This is a genomic window from Nonomuraea mangrovi (assembly GCF_042681425.1).
Taxonomy (GTDB): domain Bacteria; phylum Actinomycetota; class Actinomycetes; order Streptosporangiales; family Streptosporangiaceae; genus Nonomuraea; species Nonomuraea mangrovi.
The window spans coordinates 326,278-350,279 of the sequence record NZ_JBHUFV010000022.1; the positions used below are offsets into that span (position 1 = coordinate 326,278).

The window sequence follows — 24,002 nt, forward strand, 5'->3', positions numbered from 1 at the left end:
GGGCGAATGTCCTCCCCCTCCCGTTTGGGTTGGCTCGACGCCCTCAGAGGGCCTGCCGCGCTGGCCGTGGTCCTGCATCACGCGGGCTGGACCTATTTCCCTGACCTGTGGGCGGAGGTGGATCGCAGGATCGACGTCGGCACCTGGGGCGTCTTCGTGTTCTTCCTGGTCAGCGGCTACATCATCCCCGCCTCTCTGGAACGCCACGGCGACGTGCGGTCCTTCTGGATCGGCAGGGGACTGAGGCTGCTGCCGCTGCTGCTGGTGGCCGTCGCGCTCGCCCTGCTGCTCGCGTATGGCGGTGTCTACGAGCTCCACCAGGGCCTGGCCGCCAAACCCCTGTTCCTCGTCGTCCTGGGGAACGGGACGATGTTGCAGGAACTGCTCGGTGTGCCCGCCGTCATCGGCGTGATGTGGACGCTCTCGTACGAGATGGCGTTCTACCTCATCGCCGTCGCGCTCTTCCGCACGGGCCACGCCCACAGATCCGCCCCTGTCGCCGCCGGTCTGGCGCTGCTCGCCGTACCGGCGGGGCTGGTGCTGCCGGGACCGGTGATCGGCGGGTGGCTCGCGCTCCTCGGGCTGCCGGTGCTCGCGGCCATCGCCCTGACCGTGTGGGGGACAGGCAGGACGCGTACCGCGGCGGCCGTGGCGGGCGGCGTGCTGGCGCTGACGCTGGTGGCCCTCGGCAGCAGGATCGGGGCATGGCAGGGCCTGATCATCCTCGCGGTGATGTTCGCGGGCACGGCCGTGTACAGGGCCGAGCGCGGCCAGATCCGCCGGAGCACGGCGGTGGCGGCGCTGACGGTCGTGCCGGTGTGCGCGCTCTTCGCCAAGGACGACCCGGGCTGGGCCCCCGCGATCCTGGCGGCGGGGGCCTGCTTCGCGGCGTTCTTCGCGCTGCGGCGTCTGTCCTTTCCTCGGTGGCTGACCCATCTCGGGGTGATCAGCTACTCGACCTACCTGCTGCATCCGCTGCTGCTGCGGGCGCTGCCGTCCGTGTGGCTGTACGTCCTCGTGCTGCTGCCGTCGGCGTACGTGACGCAGCGGTTCGTCGAGCTGCCCGCGCAGCGCCTGACCAAGCGGCTGGCCCTGGCCGGCTCAGGGGTGCGTGCCGTACGCGGCGAGGAAGGCGCGCGCCCCTGACGCGGCGAAGGCCGCGAGCTCCTCGGCCGAGACGGCGTCCGTCCTGCCGTGGAACATCACCCGGTTGCTGGGGATCCACAGCAGCAGCCCTGCGAAGTGGTTGGCGGCCGTCGCCGGGTCCTCGACCTTCAGCAGCCCGCGCTCGTGGAGCCGGGCGAAGCACCCGGCGACGGTCGTCAGGGCGCGGCCGAAGCCGCCTTCCCAGTAGGCCGTGCCGAGGGCGGGGAAGCGGGCCGCCTCGCCGATGACCAGCCGCCTGGTCTGCTGCACGCGCGGATCCATGATCGTCGTGACGAACGTGCCCGCGAGCGTGTGGATCGCCCGCTCCACGTCGTCGGTCTCCGCGACCCGCTCCGAGATCTCGACGAAGGGATCGCCCACCCGGTCGCCGATGTCCTCGATGATCGACCGAAACAGATGCTCCTTGTCCTTGAACTGCTTGTAGACCGTCTGCTTCGAGACCGCGGCGATCGCGGCCACCTGGTCCATGCTCGCGCCCACGTATCCGTTCTCCAGGAACACGGTCAGGGCGGCATCCATGATCTGCTGACGTTTCGCGGCGGACCGCGGGGTCAAGTCGGTCAATTCAGTTCTCCTCCCAGTACTAGACAGTACCGTACTGAGTGAGTACTGTACCGTCTAGTACCGCAGCGCTTCTCGAAGAAAGCAGGCACTCCCATGGCCACCGTTCACTCCGCCGACGGCACCGCGATCTCCTACGACCGGGTCGGCTCGGGCCCCGCGGTGATCCTCGTCGACGGCGCCACCGCCCATCGCGCCGTCAACCCCACGGCGGGCGAGCTCGCCGCGCTGCTGTCGCCCTCGTTCACCGTCTACACCTACGACCGCAGAGGCCGCGGGCAGAGCGGTGACGCCGCCGCCGACGTCACCGCGGCCCTCGCCGTCGCCGCCGAGATCGCCGACATCGACGCGCTGATCGCCGAAGCCGGCGGCAGCGCCGCCCTGTGCGGTTTCTCCTCCGGCTCGGTGCTCGCCCTGGAGGCGGCGCTCGCCGGCTCGTCGATCTCGCACCTCGCGCTCTACGAGCCGCCGTTCGTCGTGACCGACGACCGAGCCCCGCTGCCCGCCGACTACCGCCCGCAGCTCCAGGCCGCTCTCGCGGAGGGACGCCGCGGCGACGCGGCCGCGATGTTCCTCGCGCGCGCGGTCGGCATCCCCTCCGAGTACGTGGACGGCATGCGCCAGGGCCCGCACTGGGCGGCCATGGAGGAGATCGCCCACACCCTCGCCTACGACGCGGCCGTGATGGGGTCCACCATGTCGGGCGAGGTGAAGGAGCTCGAGCGGTTCGCCGCCGTCCAGGTGCCCACGCTCGTGCTCTACGGCGGCAACACCGAGCCGTGGATCGCTTCGGCCGCCCGGGCGCTGGCCGAGGTCGTCCCCGGCGCGCGCCTCGACTCCCTCGAAGGCCAGGACCACCAGGTCGCCGCCGCCGCGATCGCGCCCCCGCTCGGTCGATTCTTCGCCTAGCGTTCGGGCGGACCCGATAATCGAGGCGTGCGCGGTCTCTCCCGGCGATCATTCCTGCGGCTCGGCGCGGTGGCCGCGATCCCCTACCAGGGAGAGGACCCGTTCGACCTGCTGCGCCGCCGATGGCGCGAGGTGACCGTGGGGCCCGAGCCAGGCGCGGGCGGGCCGTACAGGACCGAACGGGCTGCGACGGCGGCCCGGTACCGCGACACCATGGCCCCGCGCGACGGGTCGCTCTGGCCGGATCTGGCGTTCCCCTCCTTCACCGAGACGCCCGCGCGGCTGCAGGCCATGGCCCGCGCCTACGCGGCGGAGGGCGACGCGAGCCTGGCCGAGGCGGTCGCGACGGGCATCGACCACTACCGGCGCCACGTGTACGCCGCGGGCGCGGCCCCGGCGGGCAACTGGTGGAACTGGCGGATCGGCACTCCCAGGCGGCTCCTCGACGCGGCCGTCCTGATCGGCCCGCACCTCACGGAACGGCGGAGCGCTCCGCTGCGCGACTCCGTCGACCACTTCCTGCCGGCATGCGTTCTCGGTGACTACAGCGGCACCAGCACGGGCGCCAACAGGGTGGACCAGTGCACGGTCATGCTGCTGCGCGCCGTCCTCGGCGCCGACCGCGACAAGGCCGCGCTGGCCGCCTCCGCGCTCGCGCCCGTCTTCCCCTACGTCGACGAAGGCGACGGGATCTACAGGGACGGGTCCTTCATCCAGCACACGACGGTGCCCTACCAGGGCGGATACGGAGTGGTGCTGCTGTCGGGCCTGGCGACGCTGTTCGCGGTGCTGCGCGGAACGCCGTGGGAGGTCACCGACCAGAACGTCTTCGACGCGGTCGAGCGGTCGTTCGCGCCGTTCGTCCACGACGGCTTCTGCATGGACCTCGTCAGCGGCAGGGGGATCGGCAGGCGACCGTACGGCGACCACCGGCGAGGACACGAGCTCGCCGCCGCGATCCTGCTGTTAGGCGAGTCGGCCTCCGCCGCCGAGCGCGCCCGCTGGCAGGGGATGGTCAAGGGATGGGTACGGCGCGCCGCCCACCGGCCCCCGCTCGACCCGGCCGAGCGCGCCCGACTGTCCGCGATCATGGACGACGACGCGATCCCCGCGCTCGCCGAACCCGCCGGGCACCGGCTGCAGGCGATGAGCGCCCGCGCCGTCCACCGCAGGCCCGGCTGGTGCGCGGCGCTCAGCATGGCCTCCTCCACGATCGGCCACTACGAGCACGGCAACGGCGAGAACCTGCGCGGCTGGCACACCGGCTCCGGTCTGCTCTACTGGTGGGCTGACGGCCACGGCGAGCAGTACTCCGACTCCTTCTGGCAGACCGTCGACCCCTACCGCCTGCCCGGCACGACGGTCTCCACCCTGCGGCTGCCCGACGGGGCGGGCGGCGCATGGGGTGACACGTGCCCGCAGGGCCGCTGGGTCGGCGGCGCCACCGACAGCATGTACGCCATCGTCGGCCAGCACCTCAACGGCCTCGAGAGCACGATGGAGGCCTTCAAGTCATGGGTCTTCCTCGACGACGCGGTGGTCTGCATGGGCGCGGGCATCAGCGGCGGAGACGGCGTCCCCGTCGAGACCGTCGTGGACAACCGCAGGACCGACGCGCGCCTCACCGTCGACCGCGTGGCCGGCTGGGCGCACCTGGAAGGGCATGGCGGCTACGTCCTGCCCTGCGCCCGGCTGCGCACCTCGCGCGAGCGGCGCACCGGCGGCGCGGCGACGCGAGGTTACGTGACGCTCTGGATCGACCACGGCGTCGACCCCGGCTCGGCCGGGTACCTCTACCTGCTCATGCCCGGAGCCGGCGCGGACGCGACCATGGCGCGCGCCGCCGACCCCGCATGGGCGCGCGTGCTGGCCAACACCTCCAGACAGCAGGGCGTCCACGTCCCCTCGCTGGGGATCACCGCCGTCAACTTCTGGAACGCGGGGGCCGCGGGCGCCCTGTCCGCCTCCGCTCCCTGCGCGGTCCTCGTCAAGGAGAGGGGCGACGGCACCGCCACGGTGACGGTGGCGGACCCGCGCAGGGATCTGGACGAGCTGACCGTCACCTGGGACAGGCCGGTGACCGAGGTGCTCGCCGGACACCCGCTGCTGTCGGCCGCCACCACGGGCCCGAGGCTCACGCTCGTCTGGGGGCGGCTGGCAGGCGCGGGCGGCGGCTCGCAGACGGTGACCGTACGGCTCGGCCGCTGATCGCGCGTGGTTTCTCGTGCGGCCGGGTGCGAGCCGTGCGTGACTTCTCGTGCGGCCGGGTGCGAGCCGTGCGTGACTTCTCGTGCGGCGGACTTTCAGGGCGTGCAGAGCTGGGAGTGCAGGGTGTCGAGGGCCCACCGTTGCCAGCGCTCGGGCGACCAGCCGCGATCGCGGACCATCAGCAGGTAGAGCTCGGGGCTGAGCATGCCGTACAGCAGGTCGGCGGCCTGCTCGTCGGTGACGTCCGCGCGCGCGCCCGCCTTGCCGACCAGCGCCTTGGCGGCGGTGAGCTGGACGGTGTAGCGCGGGTCGAGCCCCTGCGGCCACAGGGCGGCGACCTCGGGGTCCATCGCCGTGGCCGTGTCGATGACCCTGGTGATGGGCGCGACCCGCTCCAGGATCGCCCGGACCCCCTCGACGTGCGCGCGCAGGTGCTCGCCCGCCGTCGGTGCGGCCATGGCGTCGCGGAACCAGGCCCTGTCCATGGTCGCCACGGGCTCGTCGTCGCCCGCGATCGTGAGGTCGACCAGCTCCTTCAGCAGGGTGCGCTTGTTGCCGAAGACGAAATAGATGGTCTGGACGGCCACGCCCGCCTGGTCGGCGATCTCCTGCAGGTTGGTCGCCCCGTAACCGTTCTCGACGAACAGGTCGTAGGCGGCGGCCACGATGCGCCGGCGCGTCTCCCGAGCTTTCGCCGCCCGCTTGGACACCGGCTTGACAACTCCCATGGCTAGAGTCTATCTCTATATTCAGTTACTAGACGTCAACTCTAGAGAGAAGGTTTAGCCATGGCAGTCGTCCGTACCACCCGCTTCCAGGTCGACCCGGCCAACGTCGAGGAGCTGCTCACCAGGCGCGCCACCCTCATCTCCGCGGTGAGGGCCGGATACCAGGGCCTCACCGAGACCAGGCTGGCCCGGCTGGAGGACGGTACCTTCGTCGACGCATGGCGATGGGACAGCGCCGAGAACATGCGGACGGCGCTCGCCGCCGCGCCGACGCTGCCGGAGGCGGGACCGGCGTTCGCGCTCACCGTGGACGCGACCGCCGACAACGCGGAGATCGTCGACGAGCGATGACCCTCTCGTGCGGCCGCGTCACTCGTCAGGCTTCTCGTGCCTCGACCTGATGACCCTGTCCTTGATGCGCAGGGACATGAGCGAGGCGGCCGAGGCGAGCACGACCAGGTTGAACGCCATCTGGACGATGAGCAGTCCTCTGGCCAGCTGGCCCTCGGCATGGATGTCGCCGTAGCCGACGGTGGCGAGCGTGGCCACCGCGAAGTACAGGGCGTCGGTCTTGGTCCTGAGGTCGGCGAACTGCCCCGTCGTCCACGTGGCGACGGCGAAGTCCGCCAGCGCGAACAACGTCACGCCCGAGATCGTGAGCAGGATCAGGCCGCTCAGCGGAAGGGTCCCCCGGTCGGCCTCCGCCTGCCGCCTCGCCTCCCTCGCCACGCCCCAGACCAGCAGCGCGGTACCCAGGACGAACCCGCCCAGCCGTACCAAGGCGAGCCGGCCGTCCCTGGTCTCCTCCACCGGCAGGAGGTAGTAGAGCCCCACGATGAGGGCGGCGTTCCTCGCCGTCGCCCACGCGTATGTCGGTCTCACGTCGTGGGATGCGGGGAGCCCAGATAGGGGAAGGAGGGCAGCAGGTCGGCGTGGGGGCCGATGCCGTCGTCCGGGACCCTGCCGTTGGTGACCATCCCGATGCGGACGTCGGTGACGTCGTCGTCGAGCCTGCGGCCGTTGGGGTAGGCGGCGGGCTCGGACCGGTCGAAGCGCAGGATGTCCGGCAGGACGGCGGCCAGCCGGTCCCTGGCGGCCTCGGCGTCGTAGTCGCCCGAGTGCCGCAGCGCCGCGACCCACGAGTCCAGGTAGGTGGCCACGTCGTCGGCCGGTTCGCCGCGGTTGTAGGCGTCCTTGGCGTCCTCGGCGTTGAAGTAGGCCGTCAGCGACGGGTGGGCGCCGCGATCCACCGAGACGAGCCCGTCCCCCTCGCGCAGGCAGACCCTGGCCCACACGCCGATCCGCGGCGCGGAGCCCAGAACCCAGTCGGGCACCTCGAGGACGATGCCGATGACGTTCTTGTCCGCCATGGTGTCGATCCCGGTCCACTCGAAGCCCTTGCCGATGCCGTCCAGATCGGCGAAGAACGGGTCGCTGCGCAGGCCCGCGGAGAACCTGAGCCAGCCCGTCTCGGCGATCTCGGGCTCGGGCCCGAAACTCACGGGGACGTCGGTGAGGACCTCCTCGCCCGCGGCCTCCCACGACCTGGCCTCGTCGTCGGTGCCGTGGAAGACGGTGACCGTCTGGCGGCCGTCCCTGGGCGCGGAGAAGACGAAGCTGAACGCGACGTCGGCGCGCGCGTCGCCGTCGTTGTCGATGTTGAGCCGGTACACCGCTTCGGGATGCGGATGCGGGCCGTGGGTGGGGTCGAACGCGAACGAGTTCACGTTCATGATGAGCACGGTGCTCTGCGGGGTGGTCGGCGACTCGAAGGCGAACACGTCGGTGAGGTCGAGGCGCGCGTCGCCGGACGGCGGGCGCAGGTTCGGGCCGCTGAGATGGTGGGACATGGCCGTCTCCGATCGAGGTGTTTCCGCTGTCAGGGCCACCTGACCGGGGGAGACGCCGGATGCCCAAGGTCGAGGCTAACCCGGCACGGGCTAAGAGTGCGCGCGCACCCCCTCGGTGTGTCCGGACATCGCGCCCTCTGTACCCGGCGCGGCCAGGTCGGACAGCAGCCTCGCCCACCGGGCCGCGATCGTCGCGCCGTCGTAGCGCAGGGCCGTCCGCAGCGCGCGGGCGCCCATCCGCCGGCGCGTCGCGTCATCCCGGATGAGGCGGCCGATCGCCGCGGCCAGCGCTTCGGTGTCGCCGGGCGGTACGAGGAACCCGTCGCCCCCATGGGTGAGCATCTCCCGCGGGCCGTGGGGGCAGTCGAAGGCGACCACCGGCACCCCCTTGGCGAGCGCCTCCAGGACGGTCATGGGGAACCCCTCGTGGCGGGAGCTGAGCACGAAGACGGAGGCCTGGTCGAACTGGGCGCCGATGTCGCGAGCGGCGCCCGGCAGGTCGACCGAACCGGTCAGGCCGCGCTCCTTCACGGCGGCGAGGAGGCGGGCGCGTTCCGGTCCCGATCCGACGATGCGCAGCGTCCAGCCGGGGTGGGCGGCGATGACCTGCTCCCACGACCGCAGGAGCAGGTCGAAGCCCTTGACCCTGGTGAGGCGGCCCATCGCGAGGACGGTCTTCGCGTTCAGCGGGGACGGGCCGCCGGGCACGGGCGAGACGGCGTTGGGGATCCGCAGCAGGTGGCGGGGGGCGCGCTCGCCCAGAGCCTCGCGGTAGGCGCGCAGGTCGGCCTCGGTCAGGGTGACCAGCGCGCCGAGCCTGCCGTACCTGCGGATGATCAGTTTTCGGAGGGCCGGCTTGTGCGTGCCCAGGCCGACGTGCTCCTGACCGATGGTGATCACGCCGGGTGGCGCCAGGAGGGCGGCGGCCAGGTTGAGCCCGGGCCTGGTGGTGATCAGCACGCCGGTGCGCAGGGAGCGAAGGAAGCACGCCAGCCGCAGGTCGGTGCGCAGGTCGAAGGTCGCGTAGGCCGCCTCCTGACAGGGGATGAGCCGGCTGCGGCGCAGCCGCGCGAGCGAGGGGAAGCGGGCAGGACGGCGGCCCACGCGGTCGTCCAGGAAGGTGACGCGAACGCCCGGCGGCACGGGGAAGAACGGCTCCTGCCTGGTCCTCACGACGCTCACGATCTCGACGTCGTGATCGGCGGCCAGCCGGCCCGCGAGGCCGAGGACGGTGCGGATGGTGCCGCCCATGCCGTAGGCGTGCAGCAGGAGGATCTTCACCTGCCGGGCGTCGGGCGGGCCTGCCCTGCGCGCCCTGCGGCGGTTGGCCGCCCGCAGCGCGAGCAGGCCCAGCGGCCGCACGCGTCGCAGGGCCGGCTTCAGGCAGGTGGTGATGATCGAGCGGGCGCCACCGGCCCAGGCGGACCGGCTCGACCGCACGATCGCCGCGGGGGCGGGCCGTAGCCTCACCCTTCCACGGTAGGAAAGGGCAGGTCAGCGCCCGCTGAGCGAATGGTAAGCGAGCGTTTGCCTTCGAGCGGGTCGCGCCCGCGTGAAAGCAGACGCCCGCCGCATGGCCGGGCACGCGCCGAAGGCTCAAAGGTCTCTGCGCGGCCTCCCGCTCAGCCGCCGCGGGCGAGCAGTTCGGTGACGGTGACGGCCCGCAGGTCGCGTTGGTGCAGCCCGTCGAGGATGCGGGGGAGCGCGGCGAGCGTCTGCGGATGGCCCAGATGCATGCTGACGATGCTGCCGGGCCGCACCGCGTCCAAAACGTTGCTCGTGATCGCCCCCCGGCCGGGGTTCAGGTTGTCGCCCGCGTCCACGTCGTAGGACAGGCATGTCCGGTAGCCGGTTCGGCGGGCCAGGTCCTGGATCACAGGGGTGGCGTGCTGCGTGGCGGACTGGCGGAACCACGAGCCGACGGACCCGGTCAGGTCGTGCAGCCGTTCCGCGCACTCCTCGATCTCCCTGCGGGCCTGGTCCTCGGAGAGCGCGGAGATGTCCAGGTGGTGCATGGTGTGGTTGCCGAGGTCGTGGCCCGCGCCGACGATCCGGTCGGCGATCGCCCTGTCCAGCCAGGTGCCGACGGCGAGGACGGTGGCACGGGCGTGCTCCCGCTCGATCGCCGCCAGGACCTTCTCGGCGAGCGCGGGTGTCCCCGCCCCGTGGAAGGTGAGCGCGACCAGCGGGCGGTCCCGTGGACCGTTCGTCACCTCGCCGGGCAGGAGCGGTGAGAGAGCGGTCCTGTCCCACGCTCCGGAGGCCGTCTGCGGCCCCGCGATGTCCCATCCGTCCTCCTTCGGGAGGGCGGCGGACGGTGAGCAGGCGGAGAGTGCGGCCACCCCGCCGATCGTCAGAAAGCCGCGGCGGTCGATCAACGGGAAGCCCCCGTGCGCCCGAGGGAGTAGCGCCCGCGGGCGGTCACCTCCGGCGGCGCGCCGCGAGAAACCGCGGCCATGGCCGCCGCACCCAGCATGCTCATCACCCAGGCCAGTCGCATGCGGCACAGCCTAGGAAGGCATCGGCAGCGCGCGGGCAGCCCGGAGTCAACCCCGCGTCCGTGAAATCCCAAGGGATGCCAGCCCGGCCCGGTGTCGCGTCATCCCTCGCCGCGCGGCCTGCTCCGGCGGTAGTGGCGGGCCGCCTTCGCCCCTCGCCCCGCTCTGGGTCGTCTTCTCGCCGGTCAGAGGCCTGGCCGAGCCCGCCGACGCGATCGCGCCCGATCAGCGGGGCGTGAACCTCTCGAACATCGCGTCCGACCTCTGACCAGGGCCCGCGCCCCACCGGCTCTCCAGGGTCTACCGTGAGGTGCCCGCCAAGCCCGCCGGCCGAGGGAGGACCCATGACCCCCGCATGCCCACAGTGCCAGGGAGAGCTGAAAGCCTTCGAGGTCATGCTGCGCCGGCACGGCTGGGCCGGGCGGGGACCAAGGCCGAGGCCCGAACGGTGGTGGACGTGCACACGATGCGGCTGGCTGGGCTGCCAGAACCGTGAGGGCGAGCGCCCCAGACCGATGCGGCGCATGGAGGGCGACGAGGCGGACTGCTTCTTCTGCGGCGAAGAGCAGACCAACGTCGCCTCCGACGTCTGGGAGCAGGACGGTGAGCTGCGCGACTGGGTGGTGTGCCTGGCCTGCGGTACGAGCAACCCCCGCCGCGTCGGCCACGCCGCCCCGGACGGTGAACGACCCGCCTGACCCGGCGGAGGTGGCTGTGCCCGCACCGATCCAGCCGATCACCCTGGAGCAGCGTGCGTTGACCGTCAGCCGATCGTGCGCGCGGTCCGTCAGGGTCGTCCTCGTCACCACTCATCGAGGAGTAACGATGCGAGCCCTGATCTTCAACTCCGACCTCACTTTCGGCGTCGTGCCCGACCCGGTGCCCGCACCCTCCCAGGCGCTGGTCGAGGTGGCCGCCGTCTCGCTCAACTTCGGCGAGATCGCCTACAGAAGCGCGGACGTCAGGCCCGGGTACGTCCCCGGATGGGACGCCGCCGGAGTGGTCGTCCAGGCCGCCGCCGACGGCTCCGGCCCCGCCGTGGGCACCCGCGTGGTCACCTTCGGCTGGTCGGGGGCATGGGCGGAGCTGCGCGCCGTGGACACCGCCGAACTGGCCGTCGTGCCCGACAGCGTCGACCTGGGGTTGGCCGGTGCGCTCCCGGTCGCCGGCGTGGCCGCGCTGCAGGCGGTACGGCGGCTCGGCCCGCTGACCGGCCGCCGGGTCCTGGTCACCGGGGCGTCCGGCGGTGTCGGCCGCTACGCCGTACAGCTCGCCGCGCGCGCCGGCGCGCACGTCGTCGCCTCCGTCGGAGGCCTCACCCGCGCGGAGGGCCTGCGCGAGCTGGGCGCCGCCGAGATCGTCATCGGCCCCGAGAACCTGCGGGGCCGGGTGTACGGCGTGCTGGACAACGTGGGCGGGAGGCAACTCGCCGACGCGTTCTACCGGCTGGAGGACGACGGCGTGGTCATGGCCATCGGGCGGGCGGCCCGCGAGGCCACGGTCATCGACTTCGAGCTGGCGGGCACGCGTTCGGCGCGGGGCCGGATCGAGAACTTCAACGTGAGCACGCCGTTCGGCGACGACCTCGCCCACCTCGTCGGACTGCTGGCGGAGGGCGAGCTGGACGCGCAGGTCGGGTGGCGCGGGCCGTGGGACAAGGCGATGGAGGCGGCCGACGCCCTGCTCGCCCGCCGCGTCCACGGAAAGGCGGTCCTCGACCTGTGACGCGCGGCGCGTCACCGGGCGCGTCTTCCCGGCCGGCCGGGTGGATCCGCCCGCGACTCCGGTCGAGGCCGGCGCACGCTGGTCCTGGAGGGTCCTGTCCTGGCTGCGCGCCTACAGTCGAAGGTGATCGAACGCACGTCTCAAGCGTCGGTTGCCTCCACATCCACCGCGCCGCCGACCGGCTCCATCGGCCCACGATCCCGACGGAAAGGACCCGCCACCATGAACCACGATCCAGCTATATCCGGCGGCCACTCCGGAGAAGACGGCGGCACGCAGCACGCGTCCATGTCCCCGTTCCTCAGGGATCGGCTCGATGCCGCCACCGCCGCGGCCCGTGCCGAGCTGATCAGCGCCAGCGAGAAGAGAGCCGGCCTCCTGCTGTCCTGGGCGGGCGTCGCCTACGGCGTGATGGTCACCCTCATCCTCACCGGCCCGGCCCGCTTCCCGGGAGTCGGGCGCTTCGGCGTCATCCTGGCGCTGGTCCTGCTGTCCGCGGCGGTCCTGCTGATCCTGATCACCATCCGCCCTCCGTCGCCCAAACAGGGCGGGCAGAGAATCCTCGTCTACGCCGAGGAGCCCACGCCCCAAGCCCTGATCGAGCGGATGAACGCCGACACAAGGAACTACGAGCTGTTCCTGGCCACCGACGCCCTGCGGATCGCGCGGATCGCGCGCACCAAACACCGCAATCTGCGCTGGGCCGTCAATCTGATCGTCACCGGCATCTCGGTCATGACGGTCATGGTCTTCCTGGAGCGCCTGCTCTGACACGGTCCAGGATTGGTTGCTCGTCTCGAACGGCTCGCCTCGTCGCGGTCGTCACCTCGGCGGCACCGCGCATCTCAGCCGGTGCCGCCGTCTCGATCACGGCCGAGTACAGCGGCGATCGGCAGGGCCGCCGCCAGACCGCTGACCAGCACCGCGGCAAGCGCCCCCAGAACGGCCTGTTCGTCGCCGAAGGCGATCCCGAGGGCGGCCAGCGGAGGTCCCACGTTGCGCACCGACGCGCGCGGCGCCCGGCGCCGGCCGGACAGGAAGAGGACCTGGCCGCTGCCACGAACGCTCGAAGCGACACGCGTCATGGGCGCCGGATGACCGGCGCCCATGACTCAGGCTGCTCCGTTCGGGCGCTGGCAGGCAAGGAGCCGACTCATGGCCACGACAACAGTGCTGACGATCAGATCAGCACGGTCTGCGGCTCGGTTCCGTCACCTGCCTGGCTAGGCGCCTCCGATGGTCTCACGTCTTCTTTCTGGTGGTTCCCCTGGTTGTGCTGGTGGTCCTCGTAGGCTTCGCGCCACCGGCCACCTTGGTAGTGGGGGTGGTGTACTGCTCCAGGACCTTCATGATCTCGGGAGTCAGAGCCTCTGCCAGCGCGGGCGCGAGAGCCTCGGCCAGGGCGTCGGCCAGAACCTGTGCGAGCAGGAGCCTTTCGATTGTCGATGCCTTCAGCATCGCGCGCGGCGCTGCTGTGAGGGCTGTTTCGATCAGGGCGGCCATGGAGTCCCCACCGCGGGCAAGAACTTTGGTGGACTGGCTGGCCTCATTGAGGATGTCGCGAATGACGTCGTCGATCAGCGAATCCACCGGGTCATGCTCGGTTGGTTCGGCGGCTTCCTCTGACGCCATGAGTTGCTCCTCTGCGGTCGATGTGTCCTGTCCCTGGCTGCCGATTCAGGCCGGCTGTGGGACTTCCTTTCTGCCTGCGATCGGGAGTAGCGCCACTACCGGTTCGCGAGCGCGGCGAGCAGCAGCGGGTGCTCGATGCCGCTCTCCTCTCCGCCTTCTCCGCGGCGGCGCATGAGCATGCTGAGCAGGAGCGGGTGGTCGATGCCGCTTTCCTCGCCTCCCCTGCGGCGGCGCATCAGCGCGGCGAGCAGCAGCGGGTGCTCGATGCCGCTCTCCTCTCCGCCTTCTCCGCGGCGGCGCATGAGCATGGCGAGCAGGAGCGGGTGGTCGATGCCGCTTTCCTCGCCTCCCCTGCGGCGGCGCATCAGCGCGGCCATGAGGAGCGGGTGCTCGATGCCGGTCTCCTCACCTTCGCCGCGGCGAGCCGCAAGCGCGGCAAGCAGGAGGGCTTCCAGGGATCGCCCTTCACCCTCGCGCTCGGCGGTCTCGGTACGCTCGGCGGCCTCTGCGGTGGCGGTCATGGCATGTCCTTTCAAGCGCTGGGATAAGCACACCAGGTTCGTGATGGGGATACATCGTCCCGATACCCGACGCCTTCGATATATATTCATAAAGAAATACCCAAGAAAAACTGGTCGAATATCTAAATAGACCTGTTCGATCTGCTTCTTGCTTGTCCGCGAGCATGATCGACCTCGGCCGGCTCCGGCCTCAGGGAGGATCCGGCTCGATCATCGCGGCCGATCGACGGGCGGCGCTCGACCGCTCATCCGTCCCCGGCCGCGACGACAGGCTGGAAGGGGCTCGATGGCCGCGGAATTCTTCCGCCTTCGCATACGCGCAATTGAATTCTCATCGACGAAATTCATTGGGTGCGCGGTGGTGAATATGTCATTCGCATGTCTTGTGGTTCGACGACCATTTTCGATGAATGGTGGCTCACGCAACGCTCGCCGCAGTGATCCTCGCTGGAGGCGCCGCTGCCTTCTTTCATGCGGCCCGAGTGGCACGCCCGACCCGCGTACGCCATCCGCTTCGGCGACCACCTGCGAGAGGACCTTGCGGCAGTGGCGGCGCGGCGGCGGATCGCCGACTGTGATCCCGCGTGCGTTGATCTCGGCTGGACTCTCCCCCTGTGGGAGGCCGCATGCTACTCCTGACGATCCTGGTAGCCGGTCAAGGAAGTAGCGGGGCGACCGGAGCCGGAACTCGGCGAGCCGGCGCGCGTCGGCACGGACAGTGGCCACGTGCACGCTGATCGCCCAGTTGTTGAGGAGAGCGACGTATGACCATCGTGAAGGACATCGAGGCCCGCGGCATGCACCACTGCGAGACGACGGCGCTGGGGGTGCTGCTGCGGCATGAAGGACTCGATCTGTCCGAGCCCATGCTGTTCGGACTGGGCTCGGGCCTGTCCTTCGTCTATTGGGACAGCAAGGGCATGGCGTTCCCCTTTCTCGGAGGCCGCGTCAAGCCCTTCGAGCTCACCAGGAACCTGACCGCCAGGCTCGGGCTGACCTTGCTGGTCGAGGAGACCACCTCGCCGCGCAAGGCGTGGGAGAACGTGGCCGCCCCCATCGACGCAGGTCAGCCGGTCGGCCTCCAGCTCGACTGCTATCACCTGGAGTACTTCCGGTCCAAGGTGCACTTCGGCGGCCACGTCGTCGCCATGTACGGCTACGACGAGCACGACGTCCACCTCGTGGACACCGACCAGCAAGGAGGAGCGGTGCGCACCAGCAGGGGCAGCCTGGCCATGGCGCGGACCGAACGCGGCCCGATGACCGCCAGGAACCGATCATTCACCATCACCCTGCCGGAGCACTCGCCTTGCTGGCAGGACCAGATCATCCCCGCCATCAGGGACTGCGCCGACGCCTTCCTCGCCGCTCCCATCGCGAACCTGGGCCACCGCGGCATCGAGAAAGCCGCCGAAAAGGTGCCCACATGGCTGCTGCGCACCGGCAACCCGCAGCAGGACCTACCGCAGGCCGCCCTCCTCATGGAGAAGGGCGGCACCGGCGGTGCCTTGTTTCGCGCCCTCTATCGTGACTTCCTCGGCGAGTGCATCCAGCTGATCGACGACGGCAACCTCCGCGCAGGTCATAGGTTGTACGCCGAGGCCGCCACCCTGTGGACGGACGTGGCCGGCTTGATCACGAAGGCCGGCGAGAGCGGCGACGTGGAGCATCTCGAGCAGGCCCGCGTCATTCTCCGCGATCTTTCGTGCATCGAGAGGAATGCCATGCAGATGCTGCGTCAGGTGTAGCTCAAGGTCATACCTCGGCCGATCAGGTGGCGGCGTAGCCGGTCGTCGTCACAATTCGGCACAATTGCCGATGTGAGAGTCGGATTGCTGGGACCGTTCGAGGTCAGGAACCGTGACGGGGCCGTGGTGGAGGTCCCTGGGGTTCGGCTGCGCGCACTGCTGGCAGTGCTCGCCCTCGAACCTGGCCGGATCGTCACGCGTGCGAGGCTGGTGGACTGGATCTGGGGGGAACGGCCGCCCGCGGACGAAGTGAATGCCGTGCAGGCGTTGGTGTCCAGGCTGCGCAAGGTGTTGCCGGACGGTGTGGTCGAGGCGGATTCCGGCGGGTACCGGCTGGCCGTGGCTCCTGATGCCGTGGACGTGTGCAGGTTCGAGCACCTGGTCGTCCAGGCCCGTGCCGCCGAGCCTGCGGCGCGGGCGGATCTGCTGCGCTCGGCCTTGGCATTGTGGCGCGGCACGGCCATGGCCGACATCGCGCTGCAAGAGAGCGACGCGTTCGACGCCGCGGTAGCGCGTCTGGACGATCTCTATGTCGCCGCGCTCGGGGATCGGGTGGATGCGGATATTCGCCTCGGCCGTGGCTCGGAGTTGCTCTCCGAGCTGACCGAGCTGGTTGCCAGGTATCCGCTGCGGGAAGGGTTCGTGGCGGCCTTGATGCGAGCGCTCGCCGAGGCGGGGCGTGCGAATGAGGCGTTGACCGTGTTCCAGCGGACGCGCGAACGGCTCGCTGAGGAGTTGGGCGCCGATCCATCGGCTGAGCTCTCCGCGCTGCACACCGCGTTGCTGCGCGGCGAACTGGGCGAGCGGGCGGAGAACCGCAGGACGAACCTGCGCGCCGAGCTGACGAGTTTCGTCGGCAAGGACGATGACATCTCCGCGATCGCCGTTGTGGCCATAGGGCACCGGCTGGTCACCTTGACGGGCGCGGGTGGCGCCGGCAAGACAAGACTGGCCACGGAGACCGCGCGGACGATGCTCGCCGAGCTGCCGGACGGGGCGTGGCTGGTCGAGTTGGCCTCGGTGCAGGCAGGCGGTGAGCTGGCGCAGGCCGCCCTTACCGCGATCGGCCTGCGTGACCAGGCGCTGCTCGGCGATGCGCGGGCAGGGGACCCGATGGATCGGCTCATCGCCGCGGTCCGGGAGCGCGCGATGTTGCTCATCCTGGACAACTGCGAGCACATGATCGAGGAGGCCGCGGCTTTCGCGGATCGGCTGCTGGGGGAGTGCCGGAGGCTGCGGATTCTGGCCACGAGCAGGGAACCGCTCGGTATCACCGGGGAGGTGCTGTGGCAGGTCGAGCCATTCGCGCTGCCCGCGAAGGGCGCGGACCCCGCAGAGGTCGGGTCCTCGCCCGCGGTGCGGCTGCTGCGGGACCGTGCGGATCTGGTGCGTAAGGACATCGGCTCCGACGCGCACACCTTGTCGGCCATGGCGCGGATCTGCCGGGCGCTCGACGGGATGCCGCTGGCGATCGAACTGGCCGCGGCACGGCTGCGCACCATGTCCATCGATCAGCTGGCCCGCCGGCTCGACGACCGATTCCGGCTGTTGACCGGCGGCAGCCGTACGGCGCTTTCCCGGCACAAGACGCTGCGCGCGGTCGTGGACTGGAGCTGGGATCTGTTGAGCGAGGCCGAACGTGGCGTGCTGCGGCGGCTTTCGGTGTTCTCCGGCGGGGCGAGCCTGGAAGCGGCCGAACGGGTGTGCGGAGATGAGGCGTTCGCCGGGGAGCAGGTACTCGACCTGCTGACCGCGTTGATCGAGAAGTCGCTGCTGCTTGCCGACGGCGAGGGCACGCGCTACCGGATGCTCAACACCATCAGGGAATACGCCGCGCACCGGCTCGCCGAGGCAGGGGAGACCGAGTCGGCGCGCCGGGCGCACCTCGCCTACTTCACCGAGCTGGCCGAGACGGCCGAGCCGTACCTGCGTCGGGCCGAGCAGCTGGAATGGCTGGCCACGCTCGAGGCCGAGCACGACAACATCAGCGCGGCACTGCGCGGGGCGATCACCGAGGGATGGGCGCAGGAGGCGATGCGGCTGGCCGGGGCCGTGGGCTGGTACTACTTCCTCAGCGGGCACAGGACCGAGGGCACCGAGTTGAGCATCGCGGCGGCCTCGCTGCCCGGTGAGGTGACCGACGAGGTGCGGGCGATGGCGTGCGCCATCGTGACGATGTTCGTGACCTCCGGGCCCGGGCGCGATCAGTACCAGGCGCGGGAGTGGATCCTGCAGGCGCACCGGTTCACCCAGCGCAGCGACTACCGCAACCCGCTGCTCGGGTTCGTCGCCCTCTGGGAGCGGATGCTGCAGGAGCCGACGGGGTTCCTCCCCGCGTTCGAGCCGCTCATCGCCGACGACGATCCGTGGGTGCGCGCGCAGGCCAGGCTCACTCGTGGCCGATTCCGGCTCACACTCGGCGGCGACGAGACCGACGTGGACAACGACATGGAAGTCGCCCTCGCCGAGTTCCGCATGCTAGGCGAACGGTTGGGGATCTCGTTGGCGCTGACCTTCCTGGGCGATCGGCTCGCCATGCGCGGCGAGTTCGCACGCGCGTGTGAGCACTACGAAGAGGCGGTCGCGGCACTGACCGAGATGAGCTCGACCGAGGACGTGGTCGGCATACGGGCGCGGCAGGCTCAGCTGTACTGGCTGCTCGGCGATGAGCGATCCAGCACGTCCGCCATGGCGGAAGCGCGGCGGTGCGCGGACGGGATCACCTGGCCGGACACGATCGCCGAGCTGGCGATCGCGGAGGCGCAGCTGGCGCGCTTGCGCGGCGAGCCGGACAAAGCCCACCAGCACCTGACCACGATGCTGGCATTGACGGACGACGGGGAAGCATGGGGGTACTTCCGTGCCATGGCCCAGGACGTGAACGGCTACCTCACGGAGGATCTCGAGAAGGCCCGCGCGTATCGGAACGAGGCGTTCCGCGCGGCCGTGGAGACGACGTACCCGCCGCTGATCGCCGGAGCGTTGATCGGGATCGCGGATCTCGCGCTGCGCCAGGGGCAGTACGAGCAGGCCGTGCGATTGCTCGCGGCGAGCGACGCCGTGCGCGGTACGCCCGATCGTTCGCAGCCGGACGCTTCCAGGATCGCCGCGGACGCGCGGAATCGCCTCGGCGAAACTGTGTTCGCCGAGGCGACCCGTGTCGGGCAGCAGCGGGACTGGCGGGAGCTGGCCGAGATCACGCTCGCTTCGTGAACGACTTGCGCGCCCACAGGTAGCCGATCAGCGTGAGTCCCACACACCAGGCGATCGCCGTGATGGCCGTGCCCGTCGACGGCGTGCCGGTCAGGAACCCGCGCAGGGTTTCGATGATCGGGGTGAACGGCTGGTACTCCGCGAATTCCCGCACGCCCGGCCCCATCTTGTCGGCCGGCACGAATGCGCTGCTCAAGAAGGGAAGCAGCATCAGCGGGACGCCGAGGATGCCCGCGCTTTCCGGCGACTTCGCCGCGAGACCGGCCGCGATGGTCAGCCAGCTGATCGCCAGCACCGTCAGCACGACGATGCCGATCGCGCCGAGCCACTCCGGGAAGCTCGCCGACGGGCTGAATCCCATCAGGAACGCGACCCCGACGACGAGCGTGATGGCCACCAGGGTCCGCAGCATGGTCGCGACCACGTGCGCGTTCAACACCGCGGCCCGTGACACGTCCATGACGCGAAGCCGGTTGATGAATCCGGTCGTCATGTCGGAGTTCACCCCGGTCGCAGTGGGGCCGATCCCGTAGCCGACGGTCATGATGATCAACCCTGGCGTCGCGTAGTCGACGTAGTCGCTGCCGACGCTGAATCCGCCGCCGAGCACGTAGACCATGAGGAACAACAGGAAGATCGGCATGATGATGGCGTTGAGCAGTGTCAGCGGATTCCGCATCGTGTGCCGGAAGTTGCGCCGCATCATGGTCGCGGAATCCGCGAGGGAAGCTGAGATGGCGTTCATCGTGCGTTGACCTCCGTGTTTCCGTGACCGGTGAGGGCGAGGAAGACGTCATCCAGGTCCGGTGTGTGCACCGACAGTTCCTCGACTTCGATGGATTGCGCATCGAGCCGATCGAGCAGCGCGCGCAATGACCGCACCCCGCCATCGCCGGGCACACGCAAGGCCAGCTCTTCGTCGTCCCTGGTGGACCCGGGCAGGGCCCGCGCCGCGACGTCGAGCTCGTGCTGGTTGGTGAACCGTAGCCGGACATGGCTGCCGGGAACCCGGCGCTTGAGCTCGTCGGCGGTGCCCTCGGCGACCAGCCGGCCCTGATCGAGTACGGCGATGCGGTCGGCGAGTTGGTCGGCCTCCTCGAGATACTGGGTGGTGAGGAAGATGGTCCTACCGTCGGCGACCAGGCCCCGGATGATCTCCCACATGGTGCGGCGGCTGCGCGGATCGAGTCCCGTCGTGGGCTCGTCCAGGAAAATGATCTGCGGCTCGCCGACCAGCGTCATGGCGAGGTCCAGCTTGCGGCGCATGCCGCCGGAGTAGGACGCCGCCTGCTTGCCCGCCGCTTCGACCAGATCGAACCGGTCGAGCAGCCTGTCGGCGATTCGTTTGCCCTCCGCCTTGGGCAGGTGCAGGAGATCCGCCATCATCAGCAGGTTCTCCTTGCCGGTGAGCAGGTTGTCCACCGAGGCGAACTGCCCGGTGACCCCGATCGCCGCGCGCACCGCCTTGGCAGCCGTGGCCACGTCGTGCCCGGCGACGACCACCTTCCCGGCGTCGGGGGTCAGCAGCGTGGTCAACACGTTCACCGTCGTGGTCTTCCCGGCGCCGTTGGGCCCGAGCAGGGCGAAGATCGTGCCGGCCCGGACGTTCAGGTCGATGCCGTCGAGCACGGCCTTGTCTTTGTACGCCTTCCGCAGCCCCGAGGCCGCAATGGCTGAACCGTTCATGGCGTCCACCATCGCCGACCGCGCTGATACCGGGCCGTCGCCGTCCTGACGCGGCCGCTGACACGACACCGCGGCAGACCGGATCGCCGCCGGGACCTCTGCCAGGCGGGCGCGAAACTCTCCACTCCCGGCGGAACGCGCCCTCATCCATCTCACACCGCAGCGGCCCGCCGATGGCGGCGATCAACGTGCAGGGTGCGGGACAGCCACTCGGTGACGAGGTCGGCGATCAGGGTGCCGGCTCGATCGTTGAGGTGGATGTGGTCGGTGAGCATGGTCAGGCCATTGCCTGTGGCGATGTCGTCCAAGGAGCGGCGCAGGAGATAGTGCTGCAGGGCGACGCGCAGCGCCAGGCCGAAGCTGAAGGCGAAGTGGGGCGCGGTGCTGTTCGAGCGGATGTGCTCGGAGATGCGCTCATATGTCGGCAGGTAGGTGATGCCCGCACGGGTGGCGGCCTGCTCGATGGCAGCGTTGTAGGGGGCGAGTTCCCGGTTGGCCGGGCCGTCGAGGTCCTCGCCGAGCGGGGGCGCCGACAGCAGGGCGATGTGGGCGGTGGTACGGGCCTGCAACTGGTTGACGATCTGTTCCAGGTTGGTTCGGAAGCGGGTCACGGGGATGCCGTTGCGGGCGTCGTTGGTGCCGATGAGGATGGTGACGGCGTCCGGCCGGCAGGCCACGACCTCCTCCATGCGGTCCAGCAGGTCGGCGGTGGTGTGGCCGTTGATCCCCGCGTTGACGAACTCGTGCCCGCCGGGGCCGAGCCGCTCGCGCAGCGCACCCACCCAGTCCGCGCTGAGGCTGGCGTGGGTGAGGCTGTCACCGAAGGCGACCGTGACGGTGTGGGTGCCGGGCCTGGGCCCACGGGTGCGGAACTTCTTGGGCGGGTTGGCGGGCGGGCGGCGGAAGGCCAGGTACATCAGGGCACCCAGGCCGCCGATGAAGAGCAGGATCAGGGTGATGGCGACGGTCATGGTGATCTCCGGTGGAGTTTCAGCGGGTGTTGGCTGCTGTTGACAGCCAGTGAGAGGTGAGGCCGGTGATGACTGCTGCGCCGCGCTCGCTGAGGTGGACGTGGTCGATGAGGAACTCGCGTCCGCCGGCGCGGGCGATCTCGTCCCAGCTGCGCCGTAGCAGGTAGTGCTGGGCGGCGACGGCGAAGGCGAGCGGGAAGCTGAAGGCGTACGGCTGCCGCCCGCCTTGCGGCCGTAGGCGGTCGGCCAGGCGCTCGTGCACAGGCAGGTAGTCGACCTGCGCCCGGTGCGCGATTTCCTTGATCGCGGCGTTGTATCCGGCGAGCCTTCGGTTGATCGCTGTGTCCAGGTCCTCGCCGAGGGGCGGCAGGGACATCAGCGCGATCCTGGCCGTGGTGCGGGACTTGAGATGGTCGATGATCGCGCCGAGATTGTCTCGATACTGATCCAGCGGGACGCCGTTGCGGACGTCGTTGGTGCCGATCAGGATCGCGACCGCGGCCGGGTGGCAGGCCACGATGTCGGCCTCGACCCGCCGGCGCAGGTCGGCGCTGGTGTTGCCGTTGATTCCCGCGTTGATGAACGCGTATTCCTGGTGTTCGGGCTGGGCGCGCAGCGAGCCGACCCAGTCCGTGCCGAGTGTGCCCTGGGTCATGCTGGCGCCGGCGGCGACCACGCGGGGGCGGGCGTCCGGCCTGTGGCCGTGGGCGCAGACTTCGGCCGGGGCCTGCTCAGCCGGGCGGAGGAAGGTGAGGTAGCCGACCATGCCGGTGCCGGCGAGCGCGACGGCGAGTAACAGGCACAGACCGATGATGATCTTTTTCTTCATGGTCAGTATCCCAGGGCGAGGCTGTGGCAGATGGTGGCCGGGTCGGCCAGCGCGGCGAGGATGGCGTGGGCCAGATCGGCGCGGGCGATGGTGATGCCGCCGCGTACGTTCTCATCCAGGGCGGTGCGGTAGGGGCGGTGCGCACCGTCGGTCAGGCGTGGAGGCCGCATGATCGTCCAGTCCAGGCCGCTGGTGCGGACGGCTTGGTCGGTGTGGGCGAAGTCGGTGAACCCGGTGCGGAGGAGTCGCCGCAGTAGCGGCTTGACCAGGAAGCGGTTGAGTGGCCCGTCACCGCCGTCGACGATGTGCCCGCTTGCGGTGACGACGATCAGGCGGCGGGTTCCGGCGGCGCGCATCGCGGTGATGATCGAGCGGGCGCCGTCGGCGCATACCGTCGCCTCCGCCTTCGCACGAGGTCCCAGGGCGGAGACGACGGCGTCTCGGCCGGTGAGGCTGGCGCGGATCGCGTCGGGGTCCATCACATCGGCGACGACCGGCTCCAGCCGAGGGTGCGGTGCCTGGTGGAGCCGGGCCGGTTCGCGAACGACCGCGGTGACGTGGTGGCCCGCGTCCAGAGCCTGGCTGACGAGGTGCTGTCCGGTGCCGCCGGTGGCGCCGAAGACGGTGAGTTTCATCTACACTCCCAGTGGTTAGTAAACGCTCGTTAGCCGCTTTCGAGGCGAGACGTTAGCGAGTGTTTACTAACCACGTCAAGCGTGATCCGACCAAGAAGGGACTCAGATGGGCACCAGGGACGTGATCCTCGACGCGGCGGCCAAGGTGATGGCCGAGCGGGGACTGGCCAACATGACAACCCGCCAGATCGCGCAGGCCGCCGGGTTCACCGAGGCGGCCCTGTACAAGCACTTCACCAACAAGGCCGACCTGATCGTGGCGGTGGTGCGGGAGCGCTCGCCCGGCATGACCCGGCTGGCGCAGGCGCTTCAGATCGGACCGGGCACGGGCGACCTGGCGGACAACCTCACCGCCATCGCCCAGACCGCGATCGCCTTCTACCGCGACGGCTTTCCGATGTTCGCCTCGATGTTCGCCGACCCCGCCACCCTGGCCACACACAAGGAGGAGCTGCGACGCCAGGACGCCGGCCCGCACAAGGCCAACGAAGCACTCGCCGCCTACCTGCGCGCCGAACAGGCAACCGGCCGGCTACGGCCGGACGCTGACGTGCAGGCCGCCGCCGGACTGCTGCTCGGCGCCTGCTTCCAGCAAGCCCTCCTGGATCACATGTCCACACCCGACCTCCGCGACGACGGCGAAGCCGCAAGGGAGTTCGCCCACGCGCTCCTCGCACCGTTGGTTCCCTGACGGGCTCCCCCCTCCGGGGGACCATGGCGGCGTCGAAACCCGGCCCCCGAGTTCCGCTGGGCCTGCGTCGTGTCCCAGGGCGGCGTTGAAGGCTGCTGGGCTTTCGGGCTCCCCTTGCGGCGAGGGGCGCCTCCTCCGTCAGGCTGCACTGATCGTGACCTCTGCCCGGTTGCTGGAGCGCTGACCAGGGCCTGGTCGCGCCGCCAGGCGACCGGAACGCGGCGGGACACGCCCACCCGCACGGCCGGGATCCGCCCCTCGGTGAGGGTTTTCCTGATCGTGCGCCCGTCCCGACGAATCCTCACGTCATGCCCGGCAGCTGGGTTCGCGACCCCGATAGTCCGAACCCGCAGGTATCAGCGCAGTGTCACGGCTCGTTCTGGAGGCAGAAATGCAGATACCCCGAGCCGATGACCTCGGGGTTGATCTT

At 70.3% G+C, this 24,002-nt stretch carries 25 protein-coding genes; 10 read left to right on the plus strand and 15 right to left on the minus strand.

The features are described 5' to 3' along the window. Nucleotides 1–6 precede the first annotated feature (6 nt). Nucleotides 7–1,146 carry an acyltransferase family protein gene (locus ACFSKW_RS15795; protein ID WP_379572977.1) on the plus strand — a complete coding sequence of 380 codons (1,140 nt, stop codon included), beginning with the start codon at nt 7–9 and terminating at the stop codon, nt 1,144–1,146. Here the strand turns inward: ACFSKW_RS15795 and ACFSKW_RS15800 are convergent. Beyond that, entirely contained in the window at nt 1,102–1,731 is a 630-nt protein-coding gene (locus ACFSKW_RS15800) for a TetR/AcrR family transcriptional regulator (protein WP_379572978.1), read from the minus strand. The two genes, ACFSKW_RS15795 and ACFSKW_RS15800, sit on opposite strands and share 45 nt — an antisense overlap. A 93-nt stretch (nt 1,732–1,824) precedes the next feature. Here ACFSKW_RS15800 and ACFSKW_RS15805 point away from each other — a divergent pair, with 93 nt between their 5' ends. Together ACFSKW_RS15805 and ACFSKW_RS15810 are read left to right on the plus strand one after the other, a co-directional pair. After that, on the plus strand, nt 1,825–2,637 hold the full coding sequence (locus ACFSKW_RS15805; protein WP_379572979.1) for an alpha/beta fold hydrolase: 813 nt from the start codon (nt 1,825–1,827) through the stop codon (nt 2,635–2,637). A gap of 27 nt (nt 2,638–2,664) precedes the next feature. After that, a complete protein-coding gene (locus ACFSKW_RS15810; RefSeq protein WP_379572980.1) occupies nt 2,665–4,845 on the plus strand; it encodes a polysaccharide lyase 8 family protein in 2,181 nt (726 codons plus the stop codon). Between the two features lie 95 nt (nt 4,846–4,940). On the opposite strand, the gene ACFSKW_RS15815 is transcribed toward ACFSKW_RS15810, so the two are convergent. Next, nucleotides 4,941–5,573, minus strand: a complete 633-nt coding sequence (locus ACFSKW_RS15815; RefSeq protein WP_379572981.1) for a TetR/AcrR family transcriptional regulator — start codon at nt 5,571–5,573, stop codon at nt 4,941–4,943. A 60-nt stretch (nt 5,574–5,633) separates the two neighbouring features. Here ACFSKW_RS15815 and ACFSKW_RS15820 point away from each other — a divergent pair, with 60 nt between their 5' ends. Further along, entirely contained in the window at nt 5,634–5,924 is a 291-nt protein-coding gene (locus ACFSKW_RS15820; protein ID WP_379572982.1) for a hypothetical protein, read from the plus strand. Between the two features lie 18 nt (nt 5,925–5,942). On the opposite strand, the gene ACFSKW_RS15825 is transcribed toward ACFSKW_RS15820, so the two are convergent. The 5 genes from ACFSKW_RS15825 to ACFSKW_RS15845 all read right to left on the minus strand — a co-directional run bounded on the left by ACFSKW_RS15825 (nt 5,943) and on the right by ACFSKW_RS15845 (nt 9,923). After that, the gene (locus tag ACFSKW_RS15825) at nt 5,943–6,455 is read right to left on the minus strand and encodes a potassium channel family protein (protein WP_379572983.1); all 513 of its coding nucleotides are present in this window, start codon (nt 6,453–6,455) and stop codon (nt 5,943–5,945) included. Further along, complete coding sequence (locus tag ACFSKW_RS15830; RefSeq protein WP_379572984.1) at nt 6,452–7,423, minus strand: DUF4331 family protein; 972 nt, start codon at nt 7,421–7,423, stop codon at nt 6,452–6,454. The genes ACFSKW_RS15825 and ACFSKW_RS15830 overlap by 4 nt, the downstream gene beginning before the upstream one ends. A 90-nt stretch (nt 7,424–7,513) precedes the next feature. Then, nucleotides 7,514–8,893, minus strand: coding sequence for a glycosyltransferase family 4 protein (locus ACFSKW_RS15835; RefSeq protein ID WP_379572985.1), 1,380 nt, complete (start codon nt 8,891–8,893; stop codon nt 7,514–7,516). Nucleotides 8,894–9,045: 152 nt separating this feature from the next. After that, nucleotides 9,046–9,765 (minus strand): polysaccharide deacetylase family protein, encoded by a 720-nt coding sequence (locus ACFSKW_RS15840; RefSeq protein ID WP_379572986.1) that lies wholly within the window; start codon nt 9,763–9,765, stop codon nt 9,046–9,048. A 32-nt stretch (nt 9,766–9,797) separates the two neighbouring features. Next, nucleotides 9,798–9,923: a hypothetical protein gene (locus tag ACFSKW_RS15845; RefSeq protein WP_379572987.1), complete on the minus strand. Its 126-nt coding sequence runs from the start codon at nt 9,921–9,923 to the stop codon at nt 9,798–9,800. Nucleotides 9,924–10,265: 342 nt separating this feature from the next. On the opposite strand from ACFSKW_RS15845, the gene ACFSKW_RS15850 reads away from it, so the two are divergent. The 3 genes from ACFSKW_RS15850 (at nt 10,266) to ACFSKW_RS15860 (ending at nt 12,417) form a co-directional block, all read left to right on the plus strand. Then, a complete protein-coding gene (locus ACFSKW_RS15850; RefSeq protein ID WP_379572988.1) occupies nt 10,266–10,619 on the plus strand; it encodes a hypothetical protein in 354 nt (117 codons plus the stop codon). A 127-nt stretch (nt 10,620–10,746) separates the two neighbouring features. Next, on the plus strand, nt 10,747–11,646 hold the full coding sequence (locus tag ACFSKW_RS15855) for a zinc-binding dehydrogenase (RefSeq protein ID WP_379572989.1): 900 nt from the start codon (nt 10,747–10,749) through the stop codon (nt 11,644–11,646). Nucleotides 11,647–11,868: 222 nt separating this feature from the next. Beyond that, nucleotides 11,869–12,417, plus strand: coding sequence for a Pycsar system effector family protein (locus tag ACFSKW_RS15860; protein WP_379572990.1), 549 nt, complete (start codon nt 11,869–11,871; stop codon nt 12,415–12,417). A 74-nt stretch (nt 12,418–12,491) separates the two neighbouring features. On the opposite strand, the gene ACFSKW_RS15865 is transcribed toward ACFSKW_RS15860, so the two are convergent. From ACFSKW_RS15865 to ACFSKW_RS15875, 3 genes are all read right to left on the minus strand, one after another. Then, nucleotides 12,492–12,731: a hypothetical protein gene (locus ACFSKW_RS15865; RefSeq protein WP_379572991.1), complete on the minus strand. Its 240-nt coding sequence runs from the start codon at nt 12,729–12,731 to the stop codon at nt 12,492–12,494. 157 nt (nt 12,732–12,888) lie between these two features. Continuing rightward, complete coding sequence (locus tag ACFSKW_RS15870; RefSeq protein WP_379572992.1) at nt 12,889–13,278, minus strand: hypothetical protein; 390 nt, start codon at nt 13,276–13,278, stop codon at nt 12,889–12,891. A gap of 95 nt (nt 13,279–13,373) precedes the next feature. Beyond that, nucleotides 13,374–13,799 carry a hypothetical protein gene (locus ACFSKW_RS15875; protein ID WP_379572993.1) on the minus strand — a complete coding sequence of 142 codons (426 nt, stop codon included), beginning with the start codon at nt 13,797–13,799 and terminating at the stop codon, nt 13,374–13,376. A 764-nt stretch (nt 13,800–14,563) separates the two neighbouring features. Between ACFSKW_RS15875 and ACFSKW_RS15880 the strand changes: the two genes are divergently transcribed. Both ACFSKW_RS15880 and ACFSKW_RS15885 read left to right on the plus strand, forming a co-directional pair. After that, a complete protein-coding gene (locus ACFSKW_RS15880) occupies nt 14,564–15,547 on the plus strand; it encodes a BtrH N-terminal domain-containing protein (protein WP_379572994.1) in 984 nt (327 codons plus the stop codon). A gap of 72 nt (nt 15,548–15,619) precedes the next feature. Further along, nucleotides 15,620–18,760 carry an AfsR/SARP family transcriptional regulator gene (locus tag ACFSKW_RS15885; protein WP_379572995.1) on the plus strand — a complete coding sequence of 1,047 codons (3,141 nt, stop codon included), beginning with the start codon at nt 15,620–15,622 and terminating at the stop codon, nt 18,758–18,760. Here ACFSKW_RS15885 and ACFSKW_RS15890 read toward each other — a convergent pair. The 5 genes from ACFSKW_RS15890 to ACFSKW_RS15910 all read right to left on the minus strand — a co-directional run bounded on the left by ACFSKW_RS15890 (nt 18,744) and on the right by ACFSKW_RS15910 (nt 22,881). Next, nucleotides 18,744–19,505 carry an ABC transporter permease gene (locus tag ACFSKW_RS15890; protein WP_379572996.1) on the minus strand — a complete coding sequence of 254 codons (762 nt, stop codon included), beginning with the start codon at nt 19,503–19,505 and terminating at the stop codon, nt 18,744–18,746. The genes ACFSKW_RS15885 and ACFSKW_RS15890 overlap by 17 nt on opposite strands. After that, on the minus strand, nt 19,502–20,458 hold the full coding sequence (locus tag ACFSKW_RS15895; RefSeq protein ID WP_379572997.1) for an ATP-binding cassette domain-containing protein: 957 nt from the start codon (nt 20,456–20,458) through the stop codon (nt 19,502–19,504). The genes ACFSKW_RS15890 and ACFSKW_RS15895 overlap by 4 nt, the downstream gene beginning before the upstream one ends. A 140-nt stretch (nt 20,459–20,598) precedes the next feature. Next, nucleotides 20,599–21,417, minus strand: a complete 819-nt coding sequence (locus ACFSKW_RS15900; protein ID WP_379572998.1) for an SGNH/GDSL hydrolase family protein — start codon at nt 21,415–21,417, stop codon at nt 20,599–20,601. A 19-nt stretch (nt 21,418–21,436) separates the two neighbouring features. Next, nucleotides 21,437–22,246 carry an SGNH/GDSL hydrolase family protein gene (locus tag ACFSKW_RS15905; protein ID WP_379572999.1) on the minus strand — a complete coding sequence of 270 codons (810 nt, stop codon included), beginning with the start codon at nt 22,244–22,246 and terminating at the stop codon, nt 21,437–21,439. 2 nt (nt 22,247–22,248) lie between these two features. Further along, nucleotides 22,249–22,881: an NAD(P)-dependent oxidoreductase gene (locus tag ACFSKW_RS15910; RefSeq protein ID WP_379573000.1), complete on the minus strand. Its 633-nt coding sequence runs from the start codon at nt 22,879–22,881 to the stop codon at nt 22,249–22,251. 106 nt (nt 22,882–22,987) lie between these two features. Between ACFSKW_RS15910 and ACFSKW_RS15915 the strand changes: the two genes are divergently transcribed. Continuing rightward, nucleotides 22,988–23,572, plus strand: coding sequence for a TetR/AcrR family transcriptional regulator (locus ACFSKW_RS15915; protein ID WP_379573001.1), 585 nt, complete (start codon nt 22,988–22,990; stop codon nt 23,570–23,572). Nucleotides 23,573–24,002 lie beyond the last annotated feature (430 nt).

Coding starts and splice junctions, on each gene's coding strand:
- ACFSKW_RS15795 (WP_379572977.1), top strand. CDS start 7: ATGTCCTCCCCCTCCCGTTTGGGTTGGCTCGACGCCCTCAGAGGGCCT.
- ACFSKW_RS15805 (WP_379572979.1), top strand. CDS start 1,825: ATGGCCACCGTTCACTCCGCCGACGGCACCGCGATCTCCTACGACCGG.
- ACFSKW_RS15815 (WP_379572981.1), bottom strand. CDS start 5,573: ATGGGAGTTGTCAAGCCGGTGTCCAAGCGGGCGGCGAAAGCTCGGGAG.
- ACFSKW_RS15820 (WP_379572982.1), top strand. CDS start 5,634: ATGGCAGTCGTCCGTACCACCCGCTTCCAGGTCGACCCGGCCAACGTC.
- ACFSKW_RS15830 (WP_379572984.1), bottom strand. CDS start 7,423: ATGTCCCACCATCTCAGCGGCCCGAACCTGCGCCCGCCGTCCGGCGAC.
- ACFSKW_RS15845 (WP_379572987.1), bottom strand. CDS start 9,923: ATGCGACTGGCCTGGGTGATGAGCATGCTGGGTGCGGCGGCCATGGCC.
- ACFSKW_RS15850 (WP_379572988.1), top strand. CDS start 10,266: ATGACCCCCGCATGCCCACAGTGCCAGGGAGAGCTGAAAGCCTTCGAG.
- ACFSKW_RS15855 (WP_379572989.1), top strand. CDS start 10,747: ATGCGAGCCCTGATCTTCAACTCCGACCTCACTTTCGGCGTCGTGCCC.
- ACFSKW_RS15860 (WP_379572990.1), top strand. CDS start 11,869: ATGAACCACGATCCAGCTATATCCGGCGGCCACTCCGGAGAAGACGGC.
- ACFSKW_RS15865 (WP_379572991.1), bottom strand. CDS start 12,731: ATGACGCGTGTCGCTTCGAGCGTTCGTGGCAGCGGCCAGGTCCTCTTC.
- ACFSKW_RS15870 (WP_379572992.1), bottom strand. CDS start 13,278: ATGGCGTCAGAGGAAGCCGCCGAACCAACCGAGCATGACCCGGTGGAT.
- ACFSKW_RS15875 (WP_379572993.1), bottom strand. CDS start 13,799: ATGACCGCCACCGCAGAGGCCGCCGAGCGTACCGAGACCGCCGAGCGC.
- ACFSKW_RS15880 (WP_379572994.1), top strand. CDS start 14,564: ATGACCATCGTGAAGGACATCGAGGCCCGCGGCATGCACCACTGCGAG.
- ACFSKW_RS15890 (WP_379572996.1), bottom strand. CDS start 19,505: ATGAACGCCATCTCAGCTTCCCTCGCGGATTCCGCGACCATGATGCGG.
- ACFSKW_RS15895 (WP_379572997.1), bottom strand. CDS start 20,458: ATGGTGGACGCCATGAACGGTTCAGCCATTGCGGCCTCGGGGCTGCGG.
- ACFSKW_RS15900 (WP_379572998.1), bottom strand. CDS start 21,417: ATGACCGTCGCCATCACCCTGATCCTGCTCTTCATCGGCGGCCTGGGT.
- ACFSKW_RS15905 (WP_379572999.1), bottom strand. CDS start 22,246: ATGAAGAAAAAGATCATCATCGGTCTGTGCCTGTTACTCGCCGTCGCG.
- ACFSKW_RS15910 (WP_379573000.1), bottom strand. CDS start 22,881: ATGAAACTCACCGTCTTCGGCGCCACCGGCGGCACCGGACAGCACCTC.
- ACFSKW_RS15915 (WP_379573001.1), top strand. CDS start 22,988: ATGGGCACCAGGGACGTGATCCTCGACGCGGCGGCCAAGGTGATGGCC.